Raw genomic sequence first — 12,137 nt, forward strand, 5'->3', positions numbered from 1 at the left:
GTTCTCCTCTCCTCGCTCTGTGGTCTGCGTGTCGGGCGCAGTCCCGGTGAAGGCGGACCGGCAGCACGGGCCGGCCACGCTCATGGCTTCACTTTGGTTTGGTGACTGCGGCCGTCGTCGTCCGGCAATCACGACGGCCGGCTGGCTACAGCAGATGGCGGGTGGCCAGGTTGCGCATGAGTGCACCCGTGCCGAACGTCCATCGCGGGCATGCATTGGTGGGTCGCACACGGTTCGACAGGGCGCCCAGGCGCGGCTCGGCAATGGTCGTGACGTCACCGGAATGATGGGTGAACCCCTTGTCTGCCTCGTCGCGATCCTGCACGGGCGCGAACGGTGTTCCCAGCAACAGCACCAGGCCGTCCGGGTACTGGTGGTTGTCGTCGATGGTGGCGGTGACCAGGCGCTGCGGATCACGGCTGATCTGCGACATGGCGCTGTTCGCCTCGAGCCGGAAACCGTCGCCACCGACCACTGTCAGCGACACCTCCGCGGCGCGCACGTCATCCAGCTCGTAGCGCTCATCGAACAACCGGATGAACGGGCCCAGGGCGCAGCTCGCATTGTTGTCCTTGGCTTTGCCCAGCAACAGCGCCGAACGCCCTTCCAGATCTCGCAGGTTGACGTCGTTGCCGAGGGTTGCGCCGACGATGACGCCACGGCTGTTCACCGCGAGCGCGATCTCCGGCTCCGGATTGTTCCACTGCGACGCCGGGTGAATACCCACGTGCGCTCCGGTGCCCACCGCCGACAGCGGTTGCGCCTTGGTGAATATCTCGGCGTCGGGACCAATGCCCACCTCGAGATACTGCGACCAAACGCCACGGGCTACGAGCGTCTCCTTGAGCGCCATCGCCGCCGCGGACCCGGGCTCCAGCGTCGACAGGTCCGCGCCGATGAGCTCATGAATGTCGGCGCGGACATCGGCGGCGCGTGCCGGGTCGCCTTGCGCCTGTTCCTCGATGACGCGTTCGAGCAGGCTGGCAATGAACGTCACACCCGAGGCCTTGATGGCCTGCAGATCCACGGGCGCGATCAGGCATGGCCGGTGCGGGTCGTGGGCTGTCGCGTCGGAGTTGGCGAACACCTCCTCCAGCGCCGCCATACGCTCACCCGGGGCGGTTGCCGCCTCGCGGGCCGGGTCGCGGGTTTCCAGCAGGTCGCGCATGGTCGGCAACCGCGGACTGGTGATGTCGTAGACGAAACCGTCACGAACAGTCACCAGACAGGGGCCGCCCCGATCCGGGGACCACGCACGGCCCACGAGACAGGCACGATCCGCATCCCGAGGCAGGACGCCGGCGCCGGTCAGAAGCGGGGAAGGCGTCGACATGGAGAGTCTCCTTGCGATCTCGCGGCAGGCGACGCGGTCACAGCGCGCGTACGGTCGGTACTTCGGTCTCGACCACCGTCATCGGGTTGCGCAACGGCAGTGCGAACGGATTCGCCTCGATCTCGAATACATCACCGTCGCGGGTGCGCACGCCGTCGCTGAAGCTCAACGTGGCCGTGCCCAGGAAGTGCACGTGAATGTCGCCGGGCCGGCGGAAGACCGGGTACTTGAAGTGATGCGCCTCCAGGTTGGCGATGCTGTGGCACATGTTCTCCTCGCCGGTGACGAACGGCTGCTCCCAGATCACCGCCCCGTCCCGTCGCAGACGCGAAACACCGCGGAGGTTCGCGGGCAGCTCGCCGACGAGTAGCTCGCCGCCCAGCGCGCAGGCACGCAGCTTCGAGTGCGCCAGGTAGAGATAATTCTCCCGCTCGGTGACGTGGTCAGAGAACTCGTTGGCCAGCACGTACCCCAGACGGCAGGGCGTACCGTCGGCGGCGATGATGTAGACGGCGGCGATCTCCGGCTCCTCGCTGCCATCCCGGGCAAAACCGGGGGAGACCAGGGCCTGGCCCGGGCCCACCGCGATGGAGCCGTCCCCCTTGTAGAACCACTCCGGCTGCACCCCCATCGTCCCGGCCGCCGGTCTGCCGCCCTCGACACCGAGCCGGAACATCTTCATGGAATCGGTGGGATTGTCCCCGTCCGCCGTAGCCCGATGCATGCGGTCGCGGCCGTCGGCGCTGCCGAGATGCGTCAGACCGGTGCCAGTCATCAGCATGTGGGCCGGATCGGGGTGATGAACGGGGGCGATGACAGCGCCGTCGTTCAGAGCGGCCTCCACGTCCACGTCGGGCCCGCGATCGCAGGTGGCCACCACGTCGGCGAGCGTCCGTCCCTCGTCGGCGGCACGGCGGGCGAGCTCGTAGACGCTGGTGACGCCACTGACCTCATGGCCGCTGACACCGTCGCCCGGGACTGTCACGACCCGTGGCGTCCCCTCGTTTCCCATGATCTGGAGCAGTTTCATGTCGTCGACTCCACGGCGGTTCTCTCCTCACGTGGAACAAACGCTACGGCGCCAGACATAACCATCCAATGCTTAATGGTTTATTTATTTATACGTGTTTTGTTATTAACATGAGATCACTGGGCTGTGTCACGGAGGCGTCGCCATGCGGGATCTGCCAGCGGACTGGTTCCTGCGCATTCGTCTGAAACTGCGTCACATGCAGCTGTTCGTCGCCCTCGACGAGCACCGCAATATCAACCGTGCGGCGGCAAGCCTGAACATGAGCCAGCCCGCCGCCTCCAAGCTGCTGAGCGACCTGGAACACCTGCTCGGGGTCTCGGTGTTCGAACGCCAGTCACGGGGCGTGCGACCAAACTGGTACGGCGAGATCCTGATCCGACACTCGCGAACCGTGCTCGCGGAGCTCAGTCAGGCCGGCGAGGAGCTCAGCGCCCTGCACCACGGCCGCGGCGGCACCGTGTCCCTGGGCACGGTCATGCCGGCGGCGGTGGATCTGCTCACCGAAGCCATGGAAGCGGTCCAGCGCGAACGGCCCAACCTCAAGGTCAGCATCGAGGTGAACGTGAGCCCGCGCCTGATGGAAGGACTGCGCGCCGGGACGTTCGATTTCGTGCTCGCCCGGGCGCCGGAGGTGGAGACCGGCGACGCGCTGACCTACGAAGAGATCAGCGAAGAGCCGCTGTGTTTCGTCTGCCGCCGCCACCATCCCCTCGCCGAGCGCAACATCGTCACCCTCGAGGACATGGCGCCGTACGTGTGGGTGCTGCAACCACCCACCGGCCTGCTACGCCAGCGCGTCGAGCGGCTGCTGCTGGAAAGCGCCGTAACCCCGCCGCGGGACATCGTGGATACGCAGTCCATCCTCGTGTCACTGGCGCTGGTGGAAAAAATGGATGCCATCACGGTGATTTCACGACCGGTGGCGGAATGGCTGTGCGACCCGCAGCGCTTCACCATCCTCCCATTCGAGCCCCGCTTCACGGTCAAGCCCTTCGGCATAGTGTGCCTGCGCGACCGGCCGCTCTCGCCGGGCGCAGCCGCGATGAAAACGACGATTCACGATATCGTCGCCCGGCAGCGCGGCACTGCCGGGCTCGAGGGATGAACCGGTCTCAGTGGCTCTCGCGGGGCACCTCCGCGCCGCGGCAGCCCACGAGGAAATCCAGGTCGGCGCCCTGGTCGGCCTGCTGCACCCGTTCCACATAGAGGCTCTGGTAACCGCCCTCCATGGTATGGGGAACCGGCTGCCACCGCGCCCGGCGACGTTCCAGCTCGGCCTCGTCGACTTTCAGCGCCAGGTGCCGCTCGGCGACGTCGAGCTCGATGGTGTCACCGTCCTCCACCAGCGCCAGCGGTCCGCCGGCCGCCGACTCAGGGGCGACATGCAGCACAACGGTTCCGAACGCGGTGCCGGACATGCGTGCATCCGAGACACGGACCATGTCCCGCACGCCTTTCTCCAGCACCTTGCGTGGCAACGGCATGTTGCCCACCTCCGCCATGCCCGGATACCCCTTGGGGCCGGCCCCCTTCAACACGAGCACGCAGTTCTCGTCCACATCCAGCGCCGGATCGTCGATACGGGCCTTGAAGTCTTCGATGTTCTCGAAGACCACCGCGCGGCCGGTGTGCCGCATGAGGTGCGGCGAGGCAGCGGATGGCTTGATCACAGCCCCCTGGGGCGCGAGATTGCCACGAAGCACGGCGATGCCCCCCTGGTGAAAGACCGGGTTGTCGCGATCGCGGATCACTTCGTCGTCGAAGCACTCCGCATCCCGGAGCTGTTCACCCATGGTGTGCCCCGAGACCGTGACGGCGTCATGATGAAGCACGTCCTCGATCTTCTTCATCACCGCCGGCAGGCCGCCGGCATAGCAGAAGTCCTCCATGAGGTACTCGCCCGAGGGCATGAGATTGACCAGGCAGGGAACGTCCTGGCCGAGCCGGTCCCAGTCCGCCAGATCGAGCTCCACGCCGACGCGGCCGGCGATGGCCAGCAGGTGAATCACCGCGTTGGTGGAACCGCCGATGGCCCCGTTGACACGAATGGCGTTCTCGAACGCGGCCCGGGTAAGCACCCGCGAGAGACGCAGATCTTCCTTGACCATGTCCACGATGCGCCGGCCGGTCAGCCGCGCGAGCCGGTTTCGCCGCGCGTCCACCGCCGGGTAGGCGGCATTGCCGGCGAGCGTGACGCCCAGCGCCTCGGACATGGACGCCATGGTGGACGCCGTTCCCATGGTCATGCAGTGCCCGGGCGAGCGGGACATGCCGCTCTCGGCGGCCATGAACGACTCCTGCGACATGCGACCGCTGCGGACCTCTTCCGAAAACTTCCAGACGTCCGTGCCGGAGCCGAGCGTGCGCCCGCGGAAACGCCCGTTGAGCATCGGCCCGCCGGAGATCAGCGCGGTGGGCAGATCGCAGCTCGCCGCCCCCATGAGCAGCGAAGGCGTCGTCTTGTCGCAGCCGGCCATGAGGATGACGCCGTCCATGGGATTGCCACGAATGGCCTCCTCCACGTCCATGGAGGCGAGGTTGCGGAAGAGCATGGCGGTGGGCCGCAACATGGTCTCGCCACAGGAGAACACCGGGAACTCGAAGGGTGTGCCGCCGGCCTCGATCACACCACGCTTGATATGCTCGACCAGCTCGCGGAAATGCGCATTGCAGGGCGTCAGCTCGGAGAAGGTGTTGCAGATGCCGATCACCGGGCGGCCATCGAAGGCGTCATCCGGCAGGCCGTTGTTCTTCGCCCAGCTGCGGTGGAGGAAAGCGTCCTTGTCGGTACCACCGAACCACGCCTGGCTGCGGTACTGTGATCGCTTGTTTTCGTCACTCATGTGTCCGGATCCCGGTTGTGGCGGCGCGGCGATACCACGCGCTCCGTGGGTTGAGATCTACCGGCGACGCTAGCAATCGCATGTATAACTTTCTAATGCTGGATTAGTGATTAAAAGATACACATTCATGAATATGTAATAGCCAACCATTGGTGGCCCCTTCCGCCGGCCCACGGCGCGGATGCCAAGTGGCGGGCGGATTCCGGGGTTCCCGGGGCGGCCGACGTGCACGGGGCGCTCCGGGAACGCCATAATGGGCGGGTTCATTCGAGCGGCGCCCTGCGCCGATGACGCCCTGGGGGACGGAACCCATGCGCTGGGACACGCGCTGGCGGATCATGGTGGCAGTCATGGTGCCCACCCTGTGCACCGCATTCGCCCTGCTACTGCTGCTAAGCCGCGAACACCTGGATCACATGCGCACCGCGCTCGACCGGCAGGTCTCGCTCGCGGCACACGAAATGCGCGAGCCGGCCCGCGAAGCCCTGCGCAGCAGCGACGACGAGCGCCTGCAAAACCTGGTCGAGCGGCTCGTCGAACGCGATACGGTAGCGGCGGCGACGGTGCACGACACCCGACGCGGGCGCTGGCAGGCGAAGAGCGAGCCGTCTTCGCCACTTCTCTCGGCACTGGGGCAGGCGTTTATCGTCGTGACGGCCTTCCAGGACTTCGACCCATCGCCGGTAACGCTACCGCTGTCACTGGTGACCGGCCCGGACAGATCCGGCCAGCGCCTCGGAGAGCTCACGCTGACGCCGGATCCCGACTGGGCTTACCGCCAGTACGCGGCGGTTCTGCTGCCGCCGGCCGCGCTGGTGGGCGCCATGCTGGTGGTCGCCGCACTGCTCGCCTCCGTCACCGCGAGCAGCATTCGCGCCCCGTTGCGACGGATCACGCGCTTCGCCCAGCGTCTCGAGGAAGGCCACCTGGACGCCCGCCTGCGCGGCGGATCGGAGGGCGAGCTGGGGGAGCTCGAGCGCGCGATGAACGCCATGACCAGCGCACTGCGTGCCAGTCGCGAGGGACTGGAAGATCAGGTCAAGCAGACGACCTCGGAGCTGCGCCAGACGCTGCAGGCGGTGGAAGTGCAGAACGTCGAGCTCGACGTGGCGCGCAAGCGGGCTCTGGAGGCGAGCAAGGTGAAGTCCGAGTTCCTCGCCAACGTCTCCCACGAGATCCGCACGCCCATCAACGGCATCGTGGGCTTCGCTGACCTGCTCTACCACAGCCCGCTCACCGCCGAGCAACGCGACTACGTGGACACCATCCGCGAGTCGTGCAGCAACCTGCTCACCATCATCAACGACATTCTCGATTTCTCGAAGATCGAAGCGGGCAAGCTGGTAGTGGACAGCATCGCCTTCGACCTGCGCGACTGCGTCGAAGAGGTGCTCTCGCTGCTGGCACCGAGCGCCTACGGCAAGGGTCTGGAGCTCGTCCACCTGGTGTACGCGGACGTGCCCACCGAGCTCTTCGGCGACCCGTTGCGGCTGCGTCAGGTTCTCACCAACCTGGTGCACAACGCGATCAAGTTCACGCCCGCGGGGCAAGTGGTCGTGCGCGTGATGCTCGAGGAGGATCATGGCGACCGTGCCGAGATACGGGTCAGCGTTACCGACACCGGCATCGGGCTGAGCGCGGCGGATCGGCACAAGCTGTTCAAGGCGTTCAGCCAGGCGGATACCTCCCTCACCCGCCGTTTCGGCGGCACCGGCCTCGGGCTCATCATTTCGCGCAAGCTCGTCGAGCAAATGGGCGGCACGATCGAGCTGGAGAGCGAACCCGGAGAAGGATCGACTTTCTCGTTCACGGCGGATCTGCTCAAGCAGCGCACCGGCAGCACCGCCGAACCGGCGACACCCCTCGACGGCCGACGCACGCTGCTGGCGGACCCGGACGCGCTCACCCGGCTGGCGCTGCGTCACCAGCTCGAAGGCTGGGGCATGACCGTGGAAGAATCGGCGCCGGATGCCCTGGCGTCCCGTCTCGGCGAAGGCGGCTGGGACTTCGTGGTACTCGGGCTCGGCCGGCGGGAGCTGAACCAGCGTGCGGCCATGCCCGCCCTGGCCAGCGCCCAGCGCCATGGAACGCCGGTCGTGGTGCTGGCGAGCACGGTCGACCGCAACGAGCTGCGCGATCTCTATCAGGCGGGCGCCGTTGTCAGCCTGCCCCGCGCGGTGCGCCGCCAGACGGTCTTCCGAGAGCTTTGCCGCATTGTCGCGCCCGGCGAATTCACCGCACCCGCCCCTGCCCGGCTACCCGGCCCGACCACCACCGTGAAACCATCGGAGCCGGCTGCGCCACCGGCGCCTGCCGGGACAACGGCGCGCGAGGCCGATAACTTCAATCTGCTAGTCGTCGACGACAACGAGATCAACCGCAAGCTCATCACCACGATCGCCGCCCGCAATCACGTGCGCGTGGTCGAGGCCGTGGACGGGCGCTCCGCCGTCGAGGCCTGCCGGCACGAGCGCTTCGACGTGATCTTCATGGACATCCATATGCCCGGGATGAGCGGTGAGGAGGCGAGTCGCCGCATTCGTGAACTGCCCACCGATGGCGAACCACCGCGGATCATCGCGCTCACGGCCAATGCCATGCGTGGCGAGCGCGAACGCCTGCTGCAGGCGGGGCTGGACGACTGCCTGATCAAGCCGGTTACCGAGGAACAGATCCTGCGCGCCGTTCGCGACCCGGAAACCGCAACCGGGCAATCCGAACCCACCCCCGCCCCCGACCCCGAGCCGGACATCGCCTTGCGCGAAATGCTGGTGGCCGAGTTGCCCGAGCACCGCCGCCGCATCCGGGAGGCCTTCCGTACCGGCGATCTGGAGACGATGCGCGAGCGCGTGCACCGGTTGCACGGCGCCGTGAGCGTCTGCCGCCTGCCGGAGCTCAAGGCCGCCTGTGCAGCGCTCGAGGACATCCTGATCGAGGAGGATCGTGTGGGCGTGCCGGCCGGCATGGAGACATTGCTTCGCGCCATCGAGGCAACCCTCGACGAGGACGGCACGCGCCACGCGGGCGAAGGCAGCGGTTGACCCGGCGAAATACGGTTTCTCTCATACCGCGGAACCGCCGGACCGAGTGGACTGCGGACACCGACGGTGCCAAGCTGCTTTACTAAGCTTCTCAGAGGTATTGTCATGTGTCAGAGCACCAGACAATACCTCTGAGAAGATTAGTAGGCAGACCGTATCCGCTGACGCGGTGGAGGTGCCGAATGGGCACCCGTTGGTTGTGGCCGCTTGCCGGCCTCCTGATCCTTGGCGCCGCCGTCATGGCGCCGCTCTCGCAAAGCCCGGCGCGCGAGCTCGCCGCCGACGAGGAAGACATGCACGCCGTCGAGCTCGCCACGGTGGGCGTCGAGACACGCTCCGGCTCGCCGGTGGTGTTGCTGCGGGAGCCGGACTCCGGCGACATCGTGCCGATATTCATCGGCCCCGCCGAGGCGCGCTCTATCCTCATGGCGCTGCACGGCGTCCCGACGCCGCGGCCGATGACACACGATCTGATCCTCGACTTGCTGGAAGCCTCCAGCGCCGAGCTCATCCGCGTTTACGTCGATGACATCGTCAACAGCGTCTATCTGGGAATGCTCGTCCTGCGGCTGCCGGACCGGGAGGAACCGGTCATGGTGGATACCCGCCCCAGCGACGCTCTGGCGCTGGCAGCGCGCACCGGCGCCTCCATCCAGGTGGCCGGGGAAGTGCTCGAGGCAGGGCGGGATCTAACCTTCCGCGGCCTCGAGAACCACCAAGCGGTCACCGCGCTCGGCATCACGGTCGTGCGGGCAACCGAGGAATTGCGGGAGGCCATGGACCTGCCGGACAGCGATGGCGTGCTCGTCAGCCGCACCACCGGAGCGGCCGCCGAGGCGGGCATGGAGCCCGGCAGCCTGATTACCGGCGTCAATGGCGAGACACCGGCAACGCCCATGGACTTCCTGCGCCTGGTGCGCGAGACAACCGAGGGCGAACAAGCCCAGCTCGCATACTGGCAGGACGACGAAGAGCACGCGCTGGCGCTGTCCACGGACGTGCCGACGGCCAGCGGCGACGAGCCGCGTGGCCGCAGTCTGTGAGGCTCGCCTGCTGCCGTCAGCCCTCCAGCACCACGAAGGCGACGGCGTACTCGCGCTCGTCGGAGATGGTGAGATGGCAGCGATGTACGCCGAGCGCGTCGGCGCGCTCGGCAGCGCGGCCGGTGAGCGCCAGGGACGGGGCGCCGCGCCCGTCGTTGCTCACCATCAGGTCATGGAATCCGATACCCGCGGCGATGCCCGTCCCCAGGGCCTTGGCCCCCGCCTCCTTGGCGGCGAATCGGCGAGCGACGAAGGCGGCGAAATCCGCCTGACGCCTTCCATGCGAACGTTCCGCCTCGCACAGCACCCGGCGGGCGAAGCGCGAGTCCGGATCCGCGGCTAGCCGCCTGATGCGGGCAATGGCAACGATATCGCTGCCGATGCCGACGATGCTCACCGCCGGGCGGCCTCGCGCATGAGGCGCTTCATCTCGGCGACCGCCTCCTCGAACCCCGTGAACAACGCCCGTGCGACGATCGCATGGCCGATGTTGAGCTCGTTGAGCCCGGGCAGCGCCGCGACGGCCTCGACGTTGTGGTAGTGCAGGCCATGGCCGGCATTCACTGTCAGGCCAAGGCCCCGGGCATAGGCAACCGCCTCGGCCACCCGGCGCAAGGCCCGATCGGCGCTCTCGGGGTCTGGAGCGTCCGCATACTCGCCGGTGTGAATCTCCACGGTGGGGGCTCCGGCCTCCGCCGCGGCCTGGAGCTGACCATGGTCGGCGTCCACGAACAGCGACACCTCCACGCCGGCCGCGGCGAGTCGCGTGCAGACCTCCCGGGTTCTCGCCACCTGGCCGGCCACGTCCAGCCCGCCCTCGGTGGTGAGCTCTTCGCGGCGCTCCGGCACCAGGCAGCAGTGGCGCGGGCGAACCGACTCGGCGATGCCGACCATCTCGTCGGTCATCGCCATTTCCAGATTCATGCGCGTCTGCAGCACCTCTGCGAGCATGCGAACGTCCCGGTCCTGAATGTGGCGGCGGTCCTCGCGCAGGTGCACCGTGATCCCGTCGGCGCCTGCCTGCTCGGCCAGCAGCGCCGCCTGGAGCGGATCGGGATAGCGCGTGCCCCGCGCCTGACGGATGCTGGCGACGTGGTCGATGTTCACGCCCAGCAGGATGTCACTCGCCATTGACGTCTCCTGTGTCTGTGTCGTCCGGGCGATGCGCCGTTTCGGCGCCACCGCGCTGTTGCCGGCGGTAGAGCTCGCGGCTGCGCAGCGGCCGGTCGCCGATGTGCGGACGCAGCGCCGCGCGCATCAGATCCCGCGCCTCACGACTGCCGGCCACCTCCGGATCGCCGTCGGCGATCCCCAGCAGCACTGCCCCGGAAACCGGCAGCGGCGCCCACTCGGCGGCGCCGAGGGGCCGGGGTCCAGCGTCCAGATCGTAGCGATACAGCCGCTCGCGCTCCAGGGGGTACCCGGCGATGTCATGGGTAAGCTGCAGACCGTAGCCGAGACTGGCGAGCAGATCACGCTCGAACAGGCGCAGCAACGCCGCTTCCGCCCCCGCCTCCATGGTGAGGGCGGTGATGAGCCCGGTGTAGTGATCAAACAGCTCCGGGTGTGGATCCTCCCGGGCGAGCACGCGCATGAGCAGCTCGTTGGCGTAGAAGGCGCTGACCAGCCGCGTTCGCCGGGGCAGACGCGGCGGACCCGCGATCTCCGCCTGATGCAGCGTACCCAGCTCGCCGCGGCCCCGCCAGGACAGGTTCAGCGGCTGGAACGGCTGCAGCACCCCCGGAAGGCTCGAGCGCTGGCGGCGTGCCCCACGGGCGACCAGACCCACGCGGCCATGGTCACGGGTGAAGCATTCGATCAGCAGACTCGTATCACGAAACGCGCGTCGGTGGAGCAGATAGGCCGGCTCCAGCGAGCCGGCGCGAGCGTCGGTCATGTGCTACCCATGGGCGATGGTACCCGTATCGTTCCCGGCGGAGCGCCGGCGGGTCATCCATCTTAGCGCCGGCAGGCGCCGGCGCGCATCATCGCCGCCGGTGCCCTCGGCCGACCCGGCGGGTACCGGAATCCCGACCAGATGGCCGCGCTTGCGCTGTGTGAGCCGACCGGTCCTCCGGGGCGGAACCAGGCGCGGAAGCGTGGAACAGCACCGGGAGCGCCTGCTCGCTCCCGCCGTCCTCCTGAGCGATTGCCTGACGCAGCCGCAGGATCAGCTGTGTCGGCATCGAGCTCGCTCGCCGGGGCTTCATCGGGGCACGCCGCGAGCCCCTTTCTGCTCAAGTGCCTCGGCATGGGTCTCTGCTCCCGGGTTCGCGCTGCGCGTCCGCCGCGGTGTCCGGATCCCGGCGCAGGAGCCAGTAGACGCCGGCGTCGCCCACCTCCCGGAATCCGAGCCGGCGGTACAGCCGCAACGCGGGATTGTTCTTCTCGACGTGGACACTGACCGGCAGGCGATGGGTCGAGCCCTCCTCGATCAGCGCCGCTAGCAGTCCGCCCCCGATACCGGCGTTGCGGTACGCCGGCAGTAACGCGATGTCGACGATGCGTATCTCGTCGGCGCGCCGGTCCACGTACAGGCGTCCGGCAACGCCGCCATCGACCTCGATGACCTGGAAGCTCGCGTCGGGGAAATGGCCCCGGTAGTGGCGGTCCTGGGCTTCGAACTGCATGCGCAGGAACCGGTCCTTGTGCGACTCGCTCCAGGCAAGCAGCGCCAGCTCCTCGGTGCGGGTCGAGGCGTAGATCGCGAAGAGCGCTTCCCGGTCCTCCGCGCTCGTCGGCCTGAGCACCACACGTGCGCTCGCCTTTCCCTCGGTCCCTGTCATGATCGACGTCCGCTCGTCGCCGCCTCTCGCCTGGCAATACGCTCGAGAAGGTCAGTCA

Annotated in this window: 10 protein-coding genes; 3 read left to right on the top strand and 7 right to left on the bottom strand. The window is 67.8% G+C overall.

The features are described 5' to 3' along the window. Nucleotides 1-145: 145 nt before the first annotated feature. Both ACPEES_RS12145 and araD1 read right to left on the bottom strand, forming a co-directional pair. Nucleotides 146-1,333, bottom strand: coding sequence for a fumarylacetoacetate hydrolase family protein (locus ACPEES_RS12145; protein ID WP_435103756.1), 1,188 nt, complete (start codon nt 1,331-1,333; stop codon nt 146-148). A gap of 37 nt (nt 1,334-1,370) precedes the next feature. After that, nucleotides 1,371-2,363 carry an AraD1 family protein gene (gene araD1, locus ACPEES_RS12150; protein ID WP_435103757.1) on the bottom strand — a complete coding sequence of 331 codons (993 nt, stop codon included), beginning with the start codon at nt 2,361-2,363 and terminating at the stop codon, nt 1,371-1,373. A gap of 145 nt (nt 2,364-2,508) precedes the next feature. Here araD1 and ACPEES_RS12155 point away from each other — a divergent pair, with 145 nt between their 5' ends. Next, on the top strand, nt 2,509-3,471 hold the full coding sequence (locus ACPEES_RS12155) for a LysR family transcriptional regulator (protein ID WP_435103758.1): 963 nt from the start codon (nt 2,509-2,511) through the stop codon (nt 3,469-3,471). 7 nt (nt 3,472-3,478) lie between these two features. Here the strand turns inward: ACPEES_RS12155 and araD are convergent, their stop codons facing one another. Then, nucleotides 3,479-5,209: an L-arabinonate dehydratase gene (gene araD, locus ACPEES_RS12160; RefSeq protein WP_435103759.1), complete on the bottom strand. Its 1,731-nt coding sequence runs from the start codon at nt 5,207-5,209 to the stop codon at nt 3,479-3,481. Nucleotides 5,210-5,520: 311 nt separating this feature from the next. Here araD and ACPEES_RS12165 point away from each other — a divergent pair, with 311 nt between their 5' ends. Both ACPEES_RS12165 and ACPEES_RS12170 read left to right on the top strand, forming a co-directional pair. Next, the gene (locus ACPEES_RS12165; protein WP_435103760.1) at nt 5,521-8,250 is read left to right on the top strand and encodes an ATP-binding protein; all 2,730 of its coding nucleotides are present in this window, start codon (nt 5,521-5,523) and stop codon (nt 8,248-8,250) included. 182 nt (nt 8,251-8,432) lie between these two features. Beyond that, the gene (locus tag ACPEES_RS12170; protein WP_435103761.1) at nt 8,433-9,293 is read left to right on the top strand and encodes a bifunctional nuclease domain-containing protein; all 861 of its coding nucleotides are present in this window, start codon (nt 8,433-8,435) and stop codon (nt 9,291-9,293) included. Between the two features lie 16 nt (nt 9,294-9,309). On the opposite strand, the gene acpS is transcribed toward ACPEES_RS12170, so the two are convergent. The 4 genes from acpS to ACPEES_RS12190 all read right to left on the bottom strand — a co-directional run bounded on the left by acpS (nt 9,310) and on the right by ACPEES_RS12190 (nt 12,079). Then, complete coding sequence (gene acpS / locus ACPEES_RS12175) at nt 9,310-9,690, bottom strand: holo-ACP synthase (RefSeq protein WP_435103762.1); 381 nt, start codon at nt 9,688-9,690, stop codon at nt 9,310-9,312. After that, nucleotides 9,687-10,424, bottom strand: coding sequence for a pyridoxine 5'-phosphate synthase (pdxJ, locus tag ACPEES_RS12180; RefSeq protein ID WP_435103763.1), 738 nt, complete (start codon nt 10,422-10,424; stop codon nt 9,687-9,689). Before pdxJ ends, acpS begins: the two co-directional genes overlap by 4 nt. Then, entirely contained in the window at nt 10,414-11,190 is a 777-nt protein-coding gene (recO, locus tag ACPEES_RS12185) for a DNA repair protein RecO (protein ID WP_435103764.1), read from the bottom strand. The genes pdxJ and recO overlap by 11 nt, the downstream gene beginning before the upstream one ends. Before the next feature lie 340 nt (nt 11,191-11,530). Beyond that, nucleotides 11,531-12,079 carry a GNAT family N-acetyltransferase gene (locus tag ACPEES_RS12190; protein ID WP_435103765.1) on the bottom strand — a complete coding sequence of 183 codons (549 nt, stop codon included), beginning with the start codon at nt 12,077-12,079 and terminating at the stop codon, nt 11,531-11,533. Nucleotides 12,080-12,137: the final 58 nt, after the last annotated feature.

This window comes from Arhodomonas sp. AD133, from assembly GCF_051195215.1.
Classification (GTDB): Bacteria; Pseudomonadota; Gammaproteobacteria; order Nitrococcales; family Nitrococcaceae; genus Arhodomonas.